We start from the raw sequence: 17,342 nt of genomic DNA, 5'->3' as shown, positions 1-17,342 counted from the left end.
TCGCCAACGTGTCGCTCACGATCGGAATCGTCGGCCTGCCGAATGTCGGCAAGTCGACCCTTTTCAACGCCCTGACCAAGAACGACGTGCTGGCGGCCAACTACCCGTTCGCCACCATCGAGCCGAACGTCGGCGTCGTCGGCGTCCCGGACGCCCGCCTCGCCGTCCTGGCGGGCATCTTCGGTTCCCAGAAGGTCATCCCGGCGACCGTCGACTTCGTCGACATCGCGGGCATCGTGCGCGGCGCCTCGGAGGGCGAGGGCCTCGGCAACAAGTTCCTCGCGAACATCCGCGAGTCCGACGCGATCTGCCAGGTCATCCGCGCCTTCGCCGACGAGAACGTCGTCCACGTCGACGGCAAGGTCTCGCCGAAGGACGACATCGAGACGATCAACACCGAGCTGATCCTCGCCGACCTCCAGTCGATCGAGAAGGCGGTGCCGCGCCTGACGAAGGAGTCCCGCCTCCAGAAGGAGAAGGTCGCGGTCCTCGGCGCGGTCGAGAAGGCCCAGAAGATCCTGGAAGCGGGCGACACCCTCTTCTCGCACGGCATCACCAAGGGCACGGAGCAGGGCGACCTCCTCCACGAGCTGCACTTGCTGACCGTCAAGCCGTTCCTCTACGTCTTCAACGTGGACGAGGACGAGCTGACGGACGACGCCTTCAAGGCGGAGCAGAGCGCGCTGGTCGCCCCCGCCGAGGCGATCTTCCTGAACGCCAAGCTGGAGGCGGAGCTGATCGAACTGGACGACGAGGAAGCCCTCGAACTCCTCCAGTCGGTCGGCCAGGAAGAGCCGGGCATGGCCACCCTGGGCCGCGTCGGCTTCACGACCCTGGGCCTCCAGACCTACCTGACGGCCGGCCCGAAGGAAACCCGCGCCTGGACGATCAAGAAGGGCGCCACCGCCCCCGAGGCGGCCGGCGTGATCCACACGGACTTCCAGCGCGGCTTCATCAAGGCCGAGGTCATCTCCTTCGCGGACCTGGTCGAATGCGGCTCGGTCGCCGAAGCCCGCGCCAAGGGCAAGGCCCGCATGGAGGGCAAGGACTACGTCATGCAGGACGGCGACGTGGTGGAGTTCCGCTTCAACGTGTAGTGGGTCACATAGCACCACATCGCTGATCTGACAAATGTGCAGGTCAGAAGGGGTCCGACTCTCCAGGGTCGGGCCCCTAGGTTTTTACCGTGCTGGATAGGTGCTGGATAATCTGACACTTCGTCACCCGTCATCACCCCTCATCACCCGCACCGTGCTGGATTGGTGCTGGATATCGATCGGGGGACGGTGCTGACTTCCCGAGACGTATGCCGGCTGCGGCACTAGCCTCTCCGGGCATGGATGACGAGACCGAGTCCAATGCCGTCGTGAACTACGCCAGCCCGCCGCACTATGCCCTGGTGTACGGCGAGATTGTGCCTGTCGGACGGGGGACGGTCATCAGGGTCGACTGGGCGTACGTCAGTGGCCACCAGTCCAGCGAACGGGCCCCCGAAGAACAGAGTCAGTAGGAAGTACCCGAACAGGCTTTTCGTGCTGACAGTCAGGGCAGGTGGCGACCGGACAGGTCAGTAACGGGCTGGCCCGTGAGGGACTGGGCGATCTGCCAGAGCTGGCCGCCGCGCGACGCCTTGACGAGCACCTTGTCCCCTGGCTGAAGGACGGTGTGCAGGAAGGCCGCGGCGGTCCTGTTGTCGCCCACCATGGCCACCTCGGGCACCCCTGCGGCCCCGGCTGCGAGGGCAAGCTGCTTCGCGAGATCTCCGCCAATCGCCAGGACGAGATCGACGCCGACCTCGGCGGCGAACTGCCCGACCGAGCGATGCGCTTCCACCGCCTCCTCGCCCAGCTCCAGCATCTCGCCGAGTACGGCGATCCTTCGGCCGCCTGCGGCCTCGGTCGTGTCGCCGTCCGTATCGGGCATCAGCAGTCTCCGTTGTTGATCAGGGGCGCGAAGGTGATCGCGCGCCCCGTGTAGGAAGCAGACAAGCGGCTGAGGGGAATTCGATCATGTGACTGGCCCCAAGCTGACGGATCTCGGAAGAGGATCACCGGCTCGGGGCCGTCGTCGTAACCGCGCAGAATGACGAGGTGACCGCCCGTGCGGCCGTCGTCGGGGAACTGCTCGGTCACGGACACGATGAGGGGGGCTTCAGCGAGGCGGCCGAGCAGGCTTTCGACGGGGACGGGTTCCGCCTGGGAAGGCACTCCCAGCTCGGTCGCCAGGTTGGCGATCCCCGTGTGAAGCGCTCCACGCGGGGTCAAAACCTCGTGCTTCACGGCGAGCTTCAGGAGTTCCGTCACCGTGGGCGCCTCGCGCCCGTAGGCAAGCAGGATCGCTCTCAACGACGCCAGGCCGCACGCCCGGTTGGACCATTCGATCCTGTCCCCGAGTGCCCATCCGCCATGTAGATCCCATTCGGCGGGGGAGATGAGCTGTCGGCACAGGGGGACATCGTGGACGCGCGGCACAGTGGCGGGCTCCTACAGGGAGACGGCAGCCTCCCGCGTCGCCGTGGTGCTGGAGAACACGGGAGTGGGCAGGGGGACATCGTACGGCGGCCGGGCCAGGGCCTCGTGAAGCATCGCCAGTACGACGTCCGTGTGCGTGAGCCCGACCATCGCCGCCCCGACCGCGAAGTTGCTGTCACGGGACATGCCAGGCGTGCTGTTGACCTCCAGCACATACGCGTCACCGTCCTCGGTGACGATGAAGTCGATGCGTGCCGAGCCACGCAGCCCGATTCCGTCCCACAGAGTCCGGGCGTCCCTGGCGATCCGGTTCAGCGCTACGGGCTCCAGCTCTGCGGCGCGGACGCTTACGGCGCCCTTCGAGTCCACGTCGAGCTTGGTGTCGGCGTCATAGAACTCCGCATCGGTCGCTTCGGTGGTGAGCGGCGGGAAGACGATGACCGAGCCGCCGGGAAGCTCCAGCATGCCTACGGTCACGGGCGTGCCGATCACGTAGTCCTCGACGAGCACCTCTTCGCCGCTTTCACCGGCGGCCTCCGCCAGGGCACGAGGCAGGTCGGCCGCGTCGCGGACGAGGCTCATGCCCACGCTGGAACCGCCGAAGGGCGGCTTCACCATGACGGTCTGGCTCGCCCAGTTCACCGGGCCGCCGGACCAGACACGCCAGCCGGGCGTCGGGACACCGAGGGTCAGCATGACCCGCTTGCAGAGGATCTTGTCCGCGGCCACGGCGGAAGCCGCGACCCCGCTGCCGCAGTACGGCACGCGAAGGTAGTCGAGCAGGCCCTGAAGACGGCCGTCCTCGCCGTAGGGGCCATGCAGATTCGAGAGGGCCACGTCGTACGAGACCAGCTCACTGATGAAGCCGGGCTGGGTGGGGTCCAGCACGTCCCACCGCGCGCCGATCTCTTCGAGCGCCTCGCCCAGGGCCGTAACGGACCGCTGCTCGACAGGGCACTTGGAGTGGTAGAGCCTGTCCTCGGCGGAGACCGGCCCGTAGATGAGGGCGACGCCGAGGCCCCGCCTGCTCTGCCCCCACACGCGGAGTTCCTCGGTGGCCTTGTGAGCCGCCTGCTTCGAGCTGGAGTCGAGAAAGAGGGTCATGCGAGTAGCCCTTCGAAGGTTTGGGTGACCGGCCCGCCAACCCAGGCGGCCCGATTCGGGTGGGCGTCGTGAGGACGGACGGTGAGAGGCTCACCGGCCTCGTTGTGGACGGTGACCTCGCGTTTGGCGACGAGGCCCCGCATGGTGGCGATGACGACGGCGGCGACGGCTCCGCTGCCGCACGAGAGGGTCTCGGCCTCGACGCCCCGTTCGTAGGTGCGGATCTTGAGCGCCTGGCCGCCGAGGTGCTGGACGAAGTTGACGTTCGTACCGAGCGGCGCCACGTTCTTGTGGTGCCGGACGACTCGGCCGACCACTTCGGTGTGGATGGCGTCCACGTTCTCCACGATGGCGACGACGTGTTCCGTGCCGGTGTGCGCGCTGTCGAACCACGTCGGCCTGCCGTTGATGACCGTCTGTAAGACGCGGGGCTGGATGGCGCCCACTTCAGCCGTGACCCAGACAGAGTCGCTGTCGACGGTGGCCTCGTGCATGACGCCGGCCATGCGTAGCTGCATGGTCCGGAACCCCTGGTCGCACTGAGCCGCCCAGGCCGCACAGCGCAGCGCATTACCGCACATGGTTGCGGTCGAGCCGTCCGCGTTGAAGCAGTCCACTTCGAGCACCGTGGAGGCGGGGTTGAAGAAGCGGCTGACGACCAGACCATCCGCACCTACACCGGTCCGTCTGGCGCAGAGGCGTTCCGCCTCCTTGGCCCAGTCCGTACCAGCTCGCGGGCCGGGGTCCGTGAAGAGGATGAAGTCGTTGCCCGCTCCGTGGATCTTGCGAAAGCGCATGGCAAAGCTCCTCGCGTGATGAGATGGGGTGGGTGGTGCGGCGCCGAACGGCCGCTTAGCGCGGTGAGATCGGCCGGCAGACGATCCGGGGCGTGCGCATGATCAGCGGTGCATGTCCGACGAAGTGCAGAACACGGTGGGCCGAGGTGCCCGCGGCCCTCATGTCCCGGACCCGCTGATAGCTGCCGTCGAGGAGGATGAAGTCCCCTATACGGACATCGGTCGGCGTCCTGGTGGCTTTCATGGTTCCGACCGGCGGAGGGGGCTCAGAGGGCTGCTCCTCGCTCCTGGGCTGGTACATCAGCCCCTCCAGATGCCGAGGAGGAGGGAGCCGCCGATGGCGATCAGGCTCAGGACGTAGGAGATCTGCTGGTTTCGAGGGCTCATCCGGTTCCGATCAGGTGGTGCTCCACGCGCCTGCGAACTGACGGGATGCCGATCTCGGGGAGAGGCACCCAGGCCGCCGCACCGGCCTCGATCATCGAGGGGAAGACGGCGCCCGAGTGGGCCCGGAAGAGGTAGCGCATGCCGACGCGAAGGCGGCGTCCGTACCCGTGCTGCCCCGGCCTCGTCACGTCGACCAGGAACGGACCCTCGGCGCCGGGCTCCGTCCATACATCCCAGACGCCGACTTCCTCAGCCAGAAGGCGCAAGGCCGCCTCGCTGAGGGAGTTGTCCTGGTCCTCCGGCTCGGCCTCGGCAAGCGCGTAGCCGCCTTCGTGCCGCAAGCACAGGACGCGAGCCTGTTCATCGACGACGACGGCCCCCGCCATGACGAGAGGACAGCGCTGGCCGTGGGTGCAGCCCCGGCTCCGCGAGTGATCAACGGCCGCGTCATAGACCGGCATCAGCGCCATCTTCTCGTCGGGGTGTTCGTGTAAGTAGTGGGAGAGCTCGCGGATGATCTGGTCTTCTCTGACACTCACGGCGCACCGAGCCCGTTCCGCTCCGTGTAGAGCCACAGCAGCCGGCGCAACAGGTTGGCGACATCGCGAAGGTAGAAGAACGTGCCGAACGTGGGGCTCTCGGCAGTGGGACGGGCCGACAGTTCAACCAGCCGCGTCGCCCTGCGGACGAGTTCCTGAGCGCCGATGTCTTCCTCGGCCCCTAAGTCCTTGCCCAGGAGGCCGTTCAGCTCCTTGGCAAGTCTCGGCACGTAGTGGTCCAACTGCGCGCGCGTCGTGGTTCCCAGCCGGAATCCGAGAACGGTCTCGGTCAGCGAAGTAATCTCCGCGACGCTAACTCCGCCGTTCTCCTCAGATACTTCGGCCAAATTCCTTGCCTTGCCCGTACTTGCCACCTTCATTGGCCCCTCCGGAGCACGCCTTCTGCCGTGCCAACAAAGTTAGAGAGGGGTGCGGCAAGAACTCCAGGAGTGTGCCCGAACTTGCCAGGCGATCACCCTTGAGATTCGATGGCGCGGGTGATGAGTTCACGCGCAGCGCTACCAAGGACGGCATGTTCATGCAGCTCGGTGAACGTCCTGGCATACATGGCAAGTTCGTGCTTCTGTATGACCGTCAGATGCGCCGACACCAGTTCGACCTTGACTGTGTGGTCGTCGAACATGAAGAAGCCCTCGACAGGCATGAGTGGACGGTCGATGTCGCGGGGAATGATGCCGATGCTCACCGTGGGCAAGGCCATAGCGCTGATCAGGTAGCCGAGTTGGCCGGCCATCACGTCCGTCCCGCCAATGCGGTGATAGAGGGCGCTCTCCTCCAGCAGGATGACGAAGGTGCGCGGCGTGTAGACGATCTTCTGCTTCGCTAGGCGGACCTCGACAGCCGCCTCCACATCGTCGATCAAACCGCGACGATTGCGGATGGAGGTCAACAACGCCTTGATGTAGGAAGCAGTTTGCACCGGCCCAGGGATGAGCGACGGCGAGTAGAACCGGAAGTGCTGTGTGCGCTCCCAAAGAGGGAGGGCGGACTCCTGCGCCCGCTTGAGCCCCTCGTCCTCCATCCTGTGCCACTCGATGTACATGCCCTCGATTCCGCGGGCCGTCTTGACGAGATCCTCCGCCGCGCCGTCTGCACCGCAGACTCTGCACCAATCACGAAGGTCGCGCTCCGAGGGCGCGCGTGAGCCGCTCTCGAAGCGCGAAGCCTTCGATTCATGCCAGCCCAGATTTGCGGAAAGGGCTCGCTTAGTGAGACCGGCTGTTTCCCGGATCTCAGCGAGGCGTTTCCCGAGCGCCTTGCGGGCTTCTTGTGCGCTCGAAGATGCTGGCGGTTTCATTTTTGGGTGACGGTCCTATGCGGAGTGTTCAGTACGCTGTGAACTCTGCGTGCGGCGTTGCCCGACTCCATACGGCCTCGAAAGCCGTATCGCAGAGTTTCGCGATCTCCGGGTCTTCGGTGATCTCAGGCTCTGTGGGCTCGCCTTCGCCGTCAAAGTGGTTCAGGTACAGCAGTCGGGAATCGAACAGCCAGAAGTCGTTCCCCGGAAGAAGCAGATCCGAGGCGTTTCGCCGGGGGAGCCATCGCACCTGCTCGCCTGCTGCGACGTTGAGCCCTTCGGTCACCTCGTGCTCGAAGCGGATGTACTCGCTCACGGGGGTCGACACAATGCGGGCCCGGCGCACCTCGACACCTCGCGAGACCGCCTCCGAGACGATGGCGTGCCAGGCGCCCCAGCGCTCGGCCGGGTCGATGGCCTTGCCGGCCTTCCAGTCGACGAAGGCCGAATCCGTCTTGCTGTAGGCGTCGCGGGCTTCCAGGTGAACGGCCGTCCGCTGGCAGTCGCGGAACAGCTCCTTAAACGTCGGGGGACTCGTCAACCTTCTTCACCTCCGGCTCGGCGTCCTTGGCGGTGGCCTCCCTGTCCTCTGCCAGGAAGAACTGCACCATATAGCGGGGGATCTCAACCGCCCCCTCGTGCGCGGGGAGGTTCAACTGCTTGAGCCGCTCCTCGTCCAGAACCTTGTACCCCTGGACGAGGTACCTGTCCGTCTCCTCGTCCACGTAGATGGTGGGCGAGTTGCCGTCAGGGCTGTTCGGGTCCTTACCGAGCATGCGCAGGGCCATGATGTCCTCCTCCGTCGCCGGTGATGCTTCCCATGCCAGAGCTTGCCCGGGGCCTCGCGGAAGGGCGAGGAACTTGCCCAAACTTGCCAGCACGCGTGAGGTGAACTTACGCGCCTGCGATCAAGGTGACGAGGAGCGGGCCAGCCACTGCATTCCGGTTGTGGCCGGATGCGATCGCTGATCTGACCCGCGTCCTCACCTCCTCTTACCCGCTATCACGTTCACCGTCGTGGTCGAGAGAGTCGTAGCCATCTACGTACTCGCGGCCGTTGAGATGCGCCGCGATCTTCCCCACCCCGCGTTCGAGCCGGTAGCGGACGGCTCGGTCCGTCACCCCCTGAAGGGTGCCAGCCTCGGTGTCGGGGAGGTCGGCGCCGTACCGCAGGACGAGTGCCTGGCGCTCACCGACTGTCAGGGGTGCAGTCGCCCAGCCACGCCGTATGTCGGCGAGGTGAGCGAACAGCAGGCTTGCCGTCTTGGGGTCCACGCTGCCCTTTGGCATGTCGGCGTCTGGGGCCTGCAAGTTCCGGATGCCGTACGCCGCCTCGTCGTCCCATACCGCTGGAAGCAGGTGCTCGACCAGGGCACGGTCGTACGCGGTCAACGGCCGCTCCTCTCGGCAGCGGTGCGCGCGGCCTCGTACGACACGTGGGCGGAGCGGTGTTTTGCCTCGGTCAGCCACCGGTCGCGGAGCCTCTGCGAGAGCCAACGGTGCAGCAGTCCGGCCCCGCCGTCAGCAACGAGCTGGCCCACGTACGAGGCGCGCTCGGCGGCAATGATGACGGCCTCCTGCAAGGCGTCCTCGTACTCCAGCGTCAGCGCGTAGTCCCGCGAGAAGCCCCGCGCTACTGCGCGGCACACGCTCTCCACCTGCGGCTCGCCCAGGATGGTCCAGTCGGCCGTGACTGGGTCCCGCGGCTGGTCGATGTTCACGAGCGAGATCGTCATCGGACGACCTCCTTCACCGGGACCTCGCCGTCCTTGGTGACCATGACCATCAGGCCCGGAGCACCTCGGGTGCCGGTGCGGTGCCGCCACCAGGTTGACTCGGATTCCATGGCGGGAATCTGAATGAACGTGCGAGGCCCGTCGGTATCGACGTGTTCGTGATGGAGATGGCCGGCCAGCAGGACATCGGCCTGGTGCATGGCCGAGGTCTTGTCGAAGCTCTGCCCCTTCCACCACTCGAAGTGCTTTCCGCTGCGCCACTGATGGCCATGGGCATGGGCGATCACGGTTCCCGAGCACTCGACGACCACGGTCAGCTCGTCCGAGTCGGGGACGAACACCTCGACGTGCGCGTACTCCTCTCCCGCCAGGCTGAGGGCCTCGGCAACCGAGATCAGGGCGTCGGTGTCGTGGCTGTCGTCGTAGCGGGTGACGCCCCGGCCGTTCGGGCGGACGGCTTCACCGTGGTTGCCGGGGACGGCGACGACCGTCAGCCGGGAGGCGAGCGGGGCGAGCTTCAGCACCGCGTGCGCCATCAGGCGCCGGGTCAGCCGGATCTGCTCGGTGAGGGTGAGCTGTGTCCTCCAGGTGTTCGCTCCGCCCTGGGAGACGAAGCCCTCGACGTGGTCACCCAGCCAGGCCAGGTGAACGTGGTCGATGGTGAAGCGCATGCGGTACTCGGACAGCAGGTCGGCGGCCTTGTCGATGCAGTCCATCGCCCGTCGCAGCGTGCCCTCGGGGCCGTCACCGTCGAGCTTGCCGAGCTGCATGTCCCCCAGAGCGACCACGTAAGTCCACTCGCCCTCGGTGTCCAGCGCGGTGCGGACGGGCGGGGTGTGCCGGTCGAAGACGGCCAGCAGCTCGTCGACGCTGGGCCGCTCGGCCGGCATGCCCTTGCGGCGACTGAAGGAGAACCGGGCGCTCACGCCGGGTTCGCCGTTCGGCATGGTCCACTCGGACGAGCGGAAGCCGGTGACCTCCCAGTCGGCAGGGTCGAGGCGATGGGCACGCAGCACGTCAGCCGCCGAGGAGTCCGGGTCCATCTCGGCAGGGCCGCGCACGGTGACCTCGGCTGCGTCGCCTGAGACTTCGATCTGCCGTGTGTAGTCACGGTCGGGGTCGGCCTGGCGGGCCGGTATCGGGGGAGGGGTTGGCGTGGCCAGAAGGTCGGACAGTAGAGAGGTAGTCACAGGCTTACGCGGTCTCCTGAAGGGATCGGCGGTACGTGCGGATGGTGGATGCGGACACGGTGTGCCCGTGCTTGCGGAGGACGAGGGCGAGGCGTTCGGCGGAGGAGCCGTCGAGGAGGCGGATCATCACGGACTCGCGCTCGTCGGGCTCCAGCTCGTCATAGATGCGCTGAAGGGTGGGGCCGGGGGTTCCGGGCAAAGAAGTGGTCATCGGGGGAGCAGCCTCCTTCGCTCGGCCTCCATCAGGGCGAGGAGCTGCGTGGTTCGCCTCGGCCGAACGTGGCCCACTCCCCGGCGGATCTCGCTCTCCGACCAGACCTGGCCACCGTGCCGGCCGCGCAGGTGCTCGCGGAGCTGCTCGCGGGCTGCTGCCCGGTCCTCGCCGTGAAGCGGCTGCACGTGGTGGCAGCCGCGGCCTTCGAGGAACTCGGGGCAGGGGAGGCTGTAATCGCTCACGCTGCCTCCCGATCGATGGACTCCACGGCCGCCACGGCGAGGGCCGCCAGGCGGACCAGTCCGCCGCGAACGTGCTGGGTGTCTTGCTCGGCGAAGGTGCCGAAGCAGGCGGCCAGGAGCGCCGAGTCCCAGCCGGGGGTGCCGGCCAGTTGGCGGCTCATCTCGATTGACCGCCACCGGTTCGCCTCGCGCTGGTGGTGGGTCCGTCCCTTGGTGGGGCGCTGGCCTCCTGTGAGGGGCATTGGCTCGTCCGCGACGAGCTTGCGTGCTGCCTTCACCTCGGCGAGGATCGCCGTCGCCGGGTCGGGCTTTCGGCCCGGCGACCTTCGCGTGGTCTTGGTCTCGGTCACCTCGGGCTCTCCTCGCTGATCAGGTCGAGAAGGGCCTGAGCGCCCTCCTCCATGTAGGTCTCGGTCACGTCCCCGGCCCGCAGGCGGACGCCTCGGGCGGAACGCAGGGAACGGCAGATGCGCGTCACCAGCTCGGTCCCGGCCTCGTCCGGATCGCCCCACACCCACACCCGCGAGAAACCGGCAAGCATCCGGCGATGGCGCGGACGCCACAGGGCAGCTCCGGGAACGGCCACCGCGTGAAGTCCCATCCGGCGAAGGGTGACGGCGTCGAGCTCGCCCTCCGTCACGTGGATCTCGTCGCCTGCTGTGTGGATCGCGTCGATCCCGTACAGGCGGGGTGGGTCCTCCTTGAGCGAGTTGTACTTGCCGTGCCCGAAGTCCCGGTGGTTGTGTTTTTCGAGGCACCGGAACCGCATGGTCAGGACGCGTCCGTCGTGCCCGAGGTAGGGGATCGCCAGCCGTCCGGCCTGTCGCTCGTGGCCGGGGAAGGGGTCAGTTACGACGCCATGCCGGTACGTAGCCGCCTCGTCTCGCGTTATTCCGCGACCGAGGAGGTACTGAGCGGCGTCCGCCGTAAGCGCTGCCTGATAGGTGGCGGTCGCCTCCTCCAGCATCGCCCGTTGCGAGGGCGAGAGAGGCCGCAAGGGCTCGTGCTCCGACAAAGTCGGTCTTCTCCTTCTTCATGATCAGCGTGTAGCTGTCGCCCCCCTCGCCGCAGGAGTGGCACTTCCACAGGCCGCGATCGAGGTGGTACGAGAACGACGGGGTGTTGTCGTCGTGGAGGGGGCACGGGGCCATGCCCGTCGTGCGCTCAGGGTTGTGATCGACTTCGAAGTGCTCGAGAACGGCCGCGAGAGTGGGCTTCTCGTCCTCCTGGTCCTCGGCGTCGCGCACGCGGCGGAGGTTCACGGGAGCATCCATTCGTCGAGGTCATCCATGGGGACCTCGTAGAACTCCTCGATCTCCATGAGGAGCTGGGCGTCGAACTCGTTGTCGTTGAGGCAGTCGAGGAACGCCTCGAAGCCGCACACTTCCTCGGCCGGCATCACGCGATGCGCTCCCCCCGGAAGCACCGGGCGCGCGGGTCGTAGCCGAGTTCCCCGAGGCCCTGCGGCTCGATGAACTCCTCCATCAGGTCGCCGAGTTCGCGCCGGAGTCGCTCGTGTTCCTCAGTCTCCTCGAACTGCCTCACGGGGCAGCCTCCGAGGGGAGATCGAAGAACTCCTCGACCGTGGTCAGTACGTATGCCTGCCGCCAGTTCGCGCCGCGCTTGCGGACGATGACCACCACGTCTACGTCGCGTGGGTCGAGGCCGCGGTGCACGGCGTAGTTGTCGCGTTCGTGGAGGGCCTCCTTGATGAAGGTTCCCGGCTCGAACTTCGCGTTCTTGGTCTCGATGATCAGGAAGGGGCGGTGCCGCGCCGGGAGTTGGCGAACCACGTGGTCGCCCTCGTCCTCGACGCCGTTCAGCCGCAGCCGCTCGATGTCGAAGCCAGCCTGGCGGAGCTCGTCACGGAGCTCGGCCTCCCAGCGCGCTCCGGCCCGCTTGTTCCTGCGGTTCCGCGCCGCAATGTCGTTCAACTCTTACAATCCTCACTGCTTCAGGGCGTCGAGCGGCGACCACTGCCGTGGCGTTGCCTGGGGGAGGGGGGAGATGCGAGCTTCGGGCTTGGTGAAGCGGGTGTACTCGGGGTGGCACCGCAAGGTCGCGTACCGCTTCGCGGTCGGGTCGCAGGCGCCCATCCGTTGTTTGATCACCGCGATCCGGAACTCCATCGACATGGGGTCCAGCGCTACGGACAGGCTGAGCTCGGGTTTCTCGCTCAGTCCGCCCTTGACTTGATCGCGGGAGGGCGGGGCCCACGGGTCGCTCTTGGCTTCCCAGGACTTGTCGCTCGCGTGGTGCAGGACGATCACCGTGGCACCCGTCGCGCGGGCCAGTTCGGTCAGGCCGGACATGACGGCCATCTGTTCGGTGTAGTCGCTCTCGGCGCCTTCGAAATCCATCAAGTTGTCGAAGACCAGCACGGCCGGATACTCGTCCCACAGCTCCACATAGGCTTCGAGCTCCTCGTCCACCGCCTTCCACGTGATCGGGGAGCCGAAGGAGAAGGTGATACGTAGGTGGGAGAGTGCGGCGAGGTACTCCTCGCGGTACCGGCCGCCAGCCGCCATGCCGGCCTCCACCATCGTCGTGGTGTCGCCGGTCATCATGCTCGCCAGACGCGAGCTCGCCGTGAAGGCGGACATGTCCGCGCTGAAGTAGAGCGTCGGCAGGTTCATCTGCGCGACCCAGAACAGGGCCAGACCGCTCTTCTGGGTGCCCGACCTGCCGGCAATCATGACTACCTCGCCGTGACGCGGGCGGCAGCCGATGTTGTAGAGCGGCTCGAAGGCGTCGATCCGCGGCAGCTCCTTGCCGGACTCGGCATGCAGGGTCAGGGAACGTGCGGGGGTCAGCAAGCGTGGGTTCTCCTCATCACCCGCCAGGCGGGGCGGCCGTCACAGCCGCCCCTGCCCAGCGGAGGTTGGGTGCGGTCAGTCGAAGGACGGGGCGGCGGCCACGGCCGCGTCGACTGCCGCGTCACGCTGCTCGGCGTACGCGATGACCTTGTTCTTGATGCCCAGGTCGGTGACCTGCTTCCACACCCATGCCGGGTGGGCGCCGGGCTTGGAAGCGGGTACCTGGGTGACGGTGACGAGGACGGCATCGCCTACGAGGGACGCCAGGTCCCGGGCCAGGACGGTCTGTTCGATGCGCTGCCCCTTCGAGACCTCGGGCGCGAGCCGATCAAGCTGCTCCGGGGTCTTGAAGGTGGTCACATCGGCCAGGACGCTGTCCTTCGGCCCGTTGGGGGTGGGCCTCTGGCGCTCGAAGTCCTTGACCTCCACGAGGATGGCCACGGCGCTGGCGGCCTCGACCGGCTTGAACCATCCGCCGTTGGCGGTAGGGATGTCCTTGAGGTTCAGGGGCACTACTGATCTCCACTCTGTCGGTGAACGGGGTACGGGGTGCGGCGGACGGGGACGCGGCCCTTGAGGGAGCCCGCCGCGATGGCTACGGCGAGAGCCGCGCCGAGAAGGCGGTTCTTCATCACGAACCCGCCAGGGCCCGGCCTCGGGCCTTCCATGCCTCCATGACCTCCGGGTCGGAGAAGGCGTTCTGGTTGGTGGCCCACAGTCGGCGAAGCTCGTCAGCGGTGGTGCACGCCGCGATCTGTTCGAGGAGCGGGTTCGTCGCGCCCTGCTGGGCCGCCGGGGAGGCGCTGCCCTGGACGCTCTCGCTCCCCTGCTCGCGGTCCGGGACAACGCGGGCGTCGGGGAAGCCGCGCATGATGGTCCAGGTGGCCCGCGCCTGCCGGCTGGCCTCTGCGACGAGCTCATGCAGAGGCAGTCCAGATACACTCTTACGATCGAACTCGAAAGAGTTGACGATGTATTCGTGGATCTCGCCCGGCGCCCCACGGAACTCGAATCGCGGGTCTTCGGGGGTGCCCCACGGGATGACGGTGGTCATGGATCGGCCTTCGCCGGTCACTGGTGAGCCCCTTCTTTCGGTGCGAGAGTCGTACCGCCCTCGCCGTAGGTACACTATATCAATCGTTCCGGCTGAACGGAACCAGCGCGCCCTTGGTCGTCCTCGCGCGGCGGATGTCCAGCGCCAGCCGGGCGGCGTCCCAGCCGATGCGGAGGTCGGCCCAGTAGAGGGTGCAGCGCGCCTCGCCCGCTGGGAGGTGGATGATCACGCCCCACTCCTGGTTCACCCCGGGAATGCGTGAGTAGGCAGCCGCGGCGACGCTCGCCGGCACGTCCCGCTTCTTCCATGCCGCCAGGGCCTTCGCGTCGTCGGGGTTCACGGGGAACGCCGTGTGGTCGTACAGCTCACCGCGCGAGTACACCGCGAGCTGCGAGGCCATCTTCAGGCCGCCGTACTGCACGGAGCCTGTCTTGAGGTCGCCGATGATCAGCCCATCGATCAGGCGTCCATCAGGGCCGGGACCGGTGTAGTGCAGCAGGCGGTCGAAGGTCCCTCCGGTGCCCAGCTCGTCGACCACGACGAACTGCTCCATCGCCACAACGCCGAAGTCCACGGTGGCCGCCTTGTATGCCGCCATGTCTGCGACATCCGAAGCGGGCGTGCCGCACGGCAGCTCCTTCTCCTGGTCCACCAGCTCGGACAGGCTGTGCAGGTGGGTGCCCCGCTCCCGCCGCACGTTGGCCCCAGCGGCGGTGACCGCCCGCTCGGCGAGCTGGTCGAGAGCCGCCTTCCCCTCCCGCGTCTCGGGGTTCAAGTATTGCAATTGGTCCAGCAGAGCGGGCTCACGGGCAGCGCCGAGGAGCGTCATGCGCTTGCCCCAGGCGGTCAACGCGCTCTTGTCTTCGATGGCGTCGATGAACGTGGTGACCCGCGTCAGCCCGCGCGGCCTTCCGCCGCCTCTGGGGACGACCAGCGGGCGCCCCCAGCGGTCACGGGGGACACCCAAGGCGCGAGCTGGCAGATCGACGAGATTGATGGGCAAGCAGAGCTCCAAGGTCAGCAGACGGACTGAAGGTAGAGACGAACCGAGTCGTCGTCGAGGAGGACGGGAACGCAAGCGTCCTGGTCAAGCAGGTCCAGGGCCCGGCTCTCCGCGACCTCCAGGATGCGTCGCAGGTGGCCGGGAGCGTGGTCGGGGGACACGGTGATGTGGTAGTCCCAGGCATCGTGGTCTACGTGCAGAGTGACCCCCGGAAGCGAGACAAGCTCGACCGTCTTGATCGCCTCGTCCTCAGTGGCGGCCACCGGCCAGCCGTGTGCCATGCACCAGCTCCCCTCTCCCCGGACCGGCGCCCCTCGCGCCAGTCGATCGAACGTAAGTGCGAACACTGCCAGGATCTTGCCTGGCGGGCAACAACGGGTCAACCCTTTCAAACCGTATCCGGAGTCACAGCCTCCGCCTGATCGGATTTCACGACGCGAAATGGGCCCCAGGTGGCACCTGAGCTGCGGGTTTCGTTGGACCCCGAAAGATCATTTCGTGGGGTGAAAAGAGGTGAGGAGGGGTGCCCTGAGCGCTCTAAGGTTGTTCACTCCAGCAACCCCACAAGGAATGATCATGCGTGCGATTGTGATAGCCCGGCCCGGCGGGCCGGAGGTACTCCAGGTTCAGGAAGTGCCGGAGCCCGCCCCCATTGCCGGGCACCATGTGGTGAAGGTCTCAAGGGCTGGAGTGAATTACGCAGACGTTCACCTTCGGGAGAACGGCTACCTGGCGCCGGTCGAGTATCCCGTCACGCCCGGCAATGAGGTCATGGGGACCCTCGCGGACGGCCGCAGGGTCGTCGCCCTAAGCCGCGGTGGCGGATACGCCGAACAGACCCTCGTGCACCGCGCGGTGACGTGGGAAGTGCCGGACGAGGTCAGCGACGAACAGGCAGTGGCCCTCGCCCTTCAGGGCAACTCTGCCTGGCACCTCCTGCACACGGTGCTCCAGCTCACCAACGGGGACTCGATCCTCATCCCTGCGGCAGCGGGCGGCGTCGGCTCACTCGCCGTGCAGCTCGCCAAGGCCGCCGGCGCGCGGGTGGTCGCCATGGCCGGCAGCCCGGAGAAGGCAGAGCTCGTCCGCAGCCTGGGCGCCGACACCGTCCTCGACTCGTCTACCACCCAGGACCTGACCGCCCGCATCCTCGACGCCAACGAGGGCCCTGTCTCCGCAGCGCTGGAGATGACCGGTGGCGAGGTGTTCGACGCCACGTTCGCCGCGCTCGCGCCTCGCGGGCGCATGGCTGTCTACGGGTGCGTCTCGGGCGACCGGCGCGAAGTCCCCGTCGAGCAGCTCATGCAGGCATCCAAGACGGTCTCCGGGTTCTGGCTCCCGAACCTCTACGGCGTCCGCTATGCGCTCAGGAACTCGATGAAGGCCCTGTTCGAAGCCACCGCTCGCGGTGATCTTCGTCCGGTCATCGGTCCGTGCTATGCGTTGAGCAATGCGGCGCAGGCTCATGCGGATCTTGAAAGTCGCAGGACCACGGGCAAGGTAACGATCAAGATAACTCGGTAGTAACCTTCCTGTTCGGTCCGCCTGCGGATAAGAGCGCGCGGAGCCAGCCAATTCAGGTTCCCGCCGCGCCGCCGCGTGCGCGTGGCGGACGTTCAGGGAAGTCATGAGCAAAGGGACAGCGCACGGAAAGAAAGTCTTCTTGGTTCAGCGTGCATTCGCTGATCTCGAAGGTGATAGTCACGGCCCCACAGCGATCGCCAAACAAATTGATCTTGATGCAGCGACCGTATACCGCATCCTCCAGGACGGGTTGGCGGACGGCACCTTCGTGCAAGCGGGAGGTGGCCGGTACCGACTCGGGCCGGGAGCCTTCCGCCTGTCCATACAGGCGCTGTCGCAGACGCCCGACCCAGAGGCTACGCAGGCGGTCCTCGACAAGTTGCAGCGCGCGTCGGGCGGCCTGGTCGCCTACTACGCCGTGGTGGGCGCCCGCCGCATCTGCACGGACTACGCGATCGGTGACTTCGACCCGCGCAGTATCGGCATCGACCCCTTCGAGCTGGTCAAGTACAGCCGGTCTCTGCGCACCGGAGCGTCCGGCAGGGTGATCCTTGCCCACATGCCGCCGTCCATCCAGGAGAAGGTTCTCGCCGAACCTGTTCCTGCTGGCGTCGGTCCCGGTGTGATCCGCGACAACGAGGCGCTTATCGAGTCCCTCAAGGACATCCGCACCATGGGATTCGCGGTCGGCCGGCAGGAATGCATGTCTGGCTGGGATTCCGTGGCTGTCCCCGTTATGTGGGATGACACCATCCACGGCTCTCTCCTGCTGTGGATGCGCGTCGACAAGATGCCCGAGGACCCGAGCCAGCTTATTGCTGCAACGATGACTGCTGCGGAAATGCTGAGCCGGTTGGCCTCAATGCCCTGGGCCCCGGAATCTGTGGCCTAACACGCGCGAGCCGCTTCCCATCACTTGGAGGGAAGCGGCTCGCGCGGTATTCGAC

Annotated in this window: 30 protein-coding genes; 4 read left to right on the top strand and 26 right to left on the bottom strand. The window is 66.9% G+C overall.

Translation table 11 applies throughout. The features are described from left to right. The first annotated feature begins 8 nt into the window (after positions 1 to 8). Entirely contained in the window at positions 9 to 1,097 is a 1,089-nt protein-coding gene (ychF, locus tag AC0693_RS01395; RefSeq protein WP_356408941.1) for a redox-regulated ATPase YchF, read from the top strand. 239 nt (positions 1,098 to 1,336) lie between these two features. Continuing rightward, the gene (locus AC0693_RS01390; protein WP_469317705.1) at positions 1,337 to 1,510 is read left to right on the top strand and encodes a hypothetical protein; all 174 of its coding nucleotides are present in this window, start codon (positions 1,337 to 1,339) and stop codon (positions 1,508 to 1,510) included. Positions 1,511 to 1,542: 32 nt separating this feature from the next. Here AC0693_RS01390 and AC0693_RS01385 read toward each other — a convergent pair whose 3' ends face one another. From AC0693_RS01385 to AC0693_RS01260, 26 genes are all read right to left on the bottom strand, one after another. Beyond that, entirely contained in the window at positions 1,543 to 1,923 is a 381-nt protein-coding gene (locus tag AC0693_RS01385) for a glutamate ligase domain-containing protein (protein ID WP_469317706.1), read from the bottom strand. Continuing rightward, the gene (locus tag AC0693_RS01380; RefSeq protein WP_469317707.1) at positions 1,923 to 2,471 is read right to left on the bottom strand and encodes a C39 family peptidase; all 549 of its coding nucleotides are present in this window, start codon (positions 2,469 to 2,471) and stop codon (positions 1,923 to 1,925) included. The genes AC0693_RS01385 and AC0693_RS01380 overlap by 1 nt, the downstream gene beginning before the upstream one ends. A gap of 12 nt (positions 2,472 to 2,483) precedes the next feature. Continuing rightward, positions 2,484 to 3,575, bottom strand: coding sequence for a D-alanine--D-alanine ligase family protein (locus AC0693_RS01375; RefSeq protein WP_469317708.1), 1,092 nt, complete (start codon positions 3,573 to 3,575; stop codon positions 2,484 to 2,486). Then, positions 3,572 to 4,372 (bottom strand): diaminopimelate epimerase, encoded by an 801-nt coding sequence (dapF, locus tag AC0693_RS01370; protein WP_469317709.1) that lies wholly within the window; start codon positions 4,370 to 4,372, stop codon positions 3,572 to 3,574. The genes AC0693_RS01375 and dapF overlap by 4 nt, the downstream gene beginning before the upstream one ends. A gap of 55 nt (positions 4,373 to 4,427) precedes the next feature. Next, entirely contained in the window at positions 4,428 to 4,616 is a 189-nt protein-coding gene (locus AC0693_RS01365; RefSeq protein WP_469317710.1) for a hypothetical protein, read from the bottom strand. Between the two features lie 139 nt (positions 4,617 to 4,755). After that, entirely contained in the window at positions 4,756 to 5,298 is a 543-nt protein-coding gene (locus AC0693_RS01360; RefSeq protein WP_469317711.1) for an NUDIX hydrolase, read from the bottom strand. After that, on the bottom strand, positions 5,295 to 5,678 hold the full coding sequence (locus tag AC0693_RS01355) for a hypothetical protein (protein ID WP_469317712.1): 384 nt from the start codon (positions 5,676 to 5,678) through the stop codon (positions 5,295 to 5,297). The genes AC0693_RS01360 and AC0693_RS01355 overlap by 4 nt, the downstream gene beginning before the upstream one ends. Positions 5,679 to 5,770: 92 nt before the next feature. Continuing rightward, a complete protein-coding gene (locus AC0693_RS01350; protein WP_478800707.1) occupies positions 5,771 to 6,616 on the bottom strand; it encodes a helix-turn-helix domain-containing protein in 846 nt (281 codons plus the stop codon). Between the two features lie 28 nt (positions 6,617 to 6,644). Then, positions 6,645 to 7,157: a DUF6879 family protein gene (locus tag AC0693_RS01345; RefSeq protein ID WP_469317714.1), complete on the bottom strand. Its 513-nt coding sequence runs from the start codon at positions 7,155 to 7,157 to the stop codon at positions 6,645 to 6,647. Next, positions 7,135 to 7,404, bottom strand: coding sequence for a hypothetical protein (locus tag AC0693_RS01340; RefSeq protein WP_469317715.1), 270 nt, complete (start codon positions 7,402 to 7,404; stop codon positions 7,135 to 7,137). Before AC0693_RS01340 ends, AC0693_RS01345 begins: the two co-directional genes overlap by 23 nt. Positions 7,405 to 7,609: 205 nt before the next feature. Then, complete coding sequence (locus tag AC0693_RS01335; RefSeq protein WP_469317716.1) at positions 7,610 to 8,008, bottom strand: RNA polymerase sigma factor; 399 nt, start codon at positions 8,006 to 8,008, stop codon at positions 7,610 to 7,612. After that, positions 8,005 to 8,352, bottom strand: coding sequence for a hypothetical protein (locus AC0693_RS01330; RefSeq protein ID WP_469317717.1), 348 nt, complete (start codon positions 8,350 to 8,352; stop codon positions 8,005 to 8,007). Before AC0693_RS01330 ends, AC0693_RS01335 begins: the two co-directional genes overlap by 4 nt. Beyond that, positions 8,349 to 9,542 (bottom strand): hypothetical protein, encoded by a 1,194-nt coding sequence (locus tag AC0693_RS01325; RefSeq protein WP_469317718.1) that lies wholly within the window; start codon positions 9,540 to 9,542, stop codon positions 8,349 to 8,351. The genes AC0693_RS01330 and AC0693_RS01325 overlap by 4 nt, the downstream gene beginning before the upstream one ends. 4 nt (positions 9,543 to 9,546) lie before the next feature. Then, a complete protein-coding gene (locus tag AC0693_RS01320; protein ID WP_469317719.1) occupies positions 9,547 to 9,753 on the bottom strand; it encodes a hypothetical protein in 207 nt (68 codons plus the stop codon). Continuing rightward, complete coding sequence (locus AC0693_RS01315) at positions 9,750 to 9,998, bottom strand: hypothetical protein (protein ID WP_469317720.1); 249 nt, start codon at positions 9,996 to 9,998, stop codon at positions 9,750 to 9,752. The genes AC0693_RS01320 and AC0693_RS01315 overlap by 4 nt, the downstream gene beginning before the upstream one ends. Next, complete coding sequence (locus AC0693_RS01310; protein ID WP_469317721.1) at positions 9,995 to 10,348, bottom strand: hypothetical protein; 354 nt, start codon at positions 10,346 to 10,348, stop codon at positions 9,995 to 9,997. The genes AC0693_RS01315 and AC0693_RS01310 overlap by 4 nt, the downstream gene beginning before the upstream one ends. After that, positions 10,345 to 10,767 (bottom strand): toprim domain-containing protein, encoded by a 423-nt coding sequence (locus AC0693_RS01305; protein WP_469317722.1) that lies wholly within the window; start codon positions 10,765 to 10,767, stop codon positions 10,345 to 10,347. Before AC0693_RS01305 ends, AC0693_RS01310 begins: the two co-directional genes overlap by 4 nt. Positions 10,768 to 10,843: 76 nt before the next feature. Further along, positions 10,844 to 11,245, bottom strand: a complete 402-nt coding sequence (locus tag AC0693_RS01300) for a CHC2 zinc finger domain-containing protein (protein WP_469317723.1) — start codon at positions 11,243 to 11,245, stop codon at positions 10,844 to 10,846. Positions 11,246 to 11,256: 11 nt separating this feature from the next. Further along, entirely contained in the window at positions 11,257 to 11,397 is a 141-nt protein-coding gene (locus AC0693_RS01295) for a hypothetical protein (protein ID WP_469317724.1), read from the bottom strand. After that, positions 11,397 to 11,543 carry a hypothetical protein gene (locus AC0693_RS01290; RefSeq protein ID WP_469317725.1) on the bottom strand — a complete coding sequence of 49 codons (147 nt, stop codon included), beginning with the start codon at positions 11,541 to 11,543 and terminating at the stop codon, positions 11,397 to 11,399. Before AC0693_RS01290 ends, AC0693_RS01295 begins: the two co-directional genes overlap by 1 nt. Continuing rightward, positions 11,540 to 11,932 carry a hypothetical protein gene (locus AC0693_RS01285; protein WP_469317726.1) on the bottom strand — a complete coding sequence of 131 codons (393 nt, stop codon included), beginning with the start codon at positions 11,930 to 11,932 and terminating at the stop codon, positions 11,540 to 11,542. The genes AC0693_RS01290 and AC0693_RS01285 overlap by 4 nt, the downstream gene beginning before the upstream one ends. Positions 11,933 to 11,944: 12 nt before the next feature. Then, positions 11,945 to 12,814, bottom strand: a complete 870-nt coding sequence (locus AC0693_RS01280) for an AAA family ATPase (RefSeq protein ID WP_469317727.1) — start codon at positions 12,812 to 12,814, stop codon at positions 11,945 to 11,947. Positions 12,815 to 12,889: 75 nt separating this feature from the next. Further along, complete coding sequence (locus AC0693_RS01275; RefSeq protein WP_469317728.1) at positions 12,890 to 13,327, bottom strand: hypothetical protein; 438 nt, start codon at positions 13,325 to 13,327, stop codon at positions 12,890 to 12,892. 118 nt (positions 13,328 to 13,445) lie between these two features. Beyond that, positions 13,446 to 13,868, bottom strand: coding sequence for a hypothetical protein (locus AC0693_RS01270; protein WP_469317729.1), 423 nt, complete (start codon positions 13,866 to 13,868; stop codon positions 13,446 to 13,448). A 79-nt stretch (positions 13,869 to 13,947) separates the two neighbouring features. Next, complete coding sequence (locus tag AC0693_RS01265) at positions 13,948 to 14,871, bottom strand: hypothetical protein (RefSeq protein ID WP_469317730.1); 924 nt, start codon at positions 14,869 to 14,871, stop codon at positions 13,948 to 13,950. Between the two features lie 14 nt (positions 14,872 to 14,885). Then, positions 14,886 to 15,152, bottom strand: a complete 267-nt coding sequence (locus AC0693_RS01260; protein ID WP_478800706.1) for a hypothetical protein — start codon at positions 15,150 to 15,152, stop codon at positions 14,886 to 14,888. Positions 15,153 to 15,447: 295 nt separating this feature from the next. Between AC0693_RS01260 and AC0693_RS01255 the strand changes: the two genes are divergently transcribed. Together AC0693_RS01255 and AC0693_RS01250 are read left to right on the top strand one after the other, a co-directional pair. Beyond that, positions 15,448 to 16,395: a quinone oxidoreductase family protein gene (locus AC0693_RS01255; protein ID WP_469317732.1), complete on the top strand. Its 948-nt coding sequence runs from the start codon at positions 15,448 to 15,450 to the stop codon at positions 16,393 to 16,395. 103 nt (positions 16,396 to 16,498) lie between these two features. After that, on the top strand, positions 16,499 to 17,287 hold the full coding sequence (locus AC0693_RS01250) for an IclR family transcriptional regulator (RefSeq protein WP_469317733.1): 789 nt from the start codon (positions 16,499 to 16,501) through the stop codon (positions 17,285 to 17,287). Positions 17,288 to 17,342: the final 55 nt, after the last annotated feature.

It is taken from the genome of Streptomyces sp. NPDC043876 (assembly GCF_056435825.1).
The sequence above is the reverse complement of the archived record's forward strand: the minus strand, read 5'-3'. Positions and strand labels throughout refer to the sequence as shown.

What these genes read in the sequence shown, in the direction of transcription:
- AC0693_RS01320 (WP_469317719.1), bottom strand. Translation starts at nt 9,753, where the DNA reads ATGACCACTTCTTTGCCCGGAACCCCCGGCCCCACCCTTCAGCGCATC.
- AC0693_RS01330 (WP_469317717.1), bottom strand. Translation starts at nt 8,352, where the DNA reads ATGACGATCTCGCTCGTGAACATCGACCAGCCGCGGGACCCAGTCACG.
- AC0693_RS01260 (WP_478800706.1), bottom strand. Translation starts at nt 15,152, where the DNA reads ATGGCACACGGCTGGCCGGTGGCCGCCACTGAGGACGAGGCGATCAAG.
- AC0693_RS01270 (WP_469317729.1), bottom strand. Translation starts at nt 13,868, where the DNA reads ATGACCACCGTCATCCCGTGGGGCACCCCCGAAGACCCGCGATTCGAG.
- AC0693_RS01295 (WP_469317724.1), bottom strand. Translation starts at nt 11,397, where the DNA reads ATGCCGGCCGAGGAAGTGTGCGGCTTCGAGGCGTTCCTCGACTGCCTC.
- AC0693_RS01255 (WP_469317732.1), top strand. Translation starts at nt 15,448, where the DNA reads ATGCGTGCGATTGTGATAGCCCGGCCCGGCGGGCCGGAGGTACTCCAG.
- AC0693_RS01365 (WP_469317710.1), bottom strand. Translation starts at nt 4,616, where the DNA reads ATGAAAGCCACCAGGACGCCGACCGATGTCCGTATAGGGGACTTCATC.
- AC0693_RS01250 (WP_469317733.1), top strand. Translation starts at nt 16,499, where the DNA reads ATGAGCAAAGGGACAGCGCACGGAAAGAAAGTCTTCTTGGTTCAGCGT.
- AC0693_RS01385 (WP_469317706.1), bottom strand. Translation starts at nt 1,923, where the DNA reads ATGCCCGATACGGACGGCGACACGACCGAGGCCGCAGGCGGCCGAAGG.
- AC0693_RS01340 (WP_469317715.1), bottom strand. Translation starts at nt 7,404, where the DNA reads ATGGCCCTGCGCATGCTCGGTAAGGACCCGAACAGCCCTGACGGCAAC.
- AC0693_RS01390 (WP_469317705.1), top strand. Translation starts at nt 1,337, where the DNA reads ATGGATGACGAGACCGAGTCCAATGCCGTCGTGAACTACGCCAGCCCG.
- AC0693_RS01305 (WP_469317722.1), bottom strand. Translation starts at nt 10,767, where the DNA reads ATGCGGTTCCGGTGCCTCGAAAAACACAACCACCGGGACTTCGGGCAC.
- dapF (WP_469317709.1), bottom strand. Translation starts at nt 4,372, where the DNA reads ATGCGCTTTCGCAAGATCCACGGAGCGGGCAACGACTTCATCCTCTTC.
- AC0693_RS01375 (WP_469317708.1), bottom strand. Translation starts at nt 3,575, where the DNA reads ATGACCCTCTTTCTCGACTCCAGCTCGAAGCAGGCGGCTCACAAGGCC.
- AC0693_RS01350 (WP_478800707.1), bottom strand. Translation starts at nt 6,616, where the DNA reads ATGAAACCGCCAGCATCTTCGAGCGCACAAGAAGCCCGCAAGGCGCTC.
- AC0693_RS01355 (WP_469317712.1), bottom strand. Translation starts at nt 5,678, where the DNA reads ATGAAGGTGGCAAGTACGGGCAAGGCAAGGAATTTGGCCGAAGTATCT.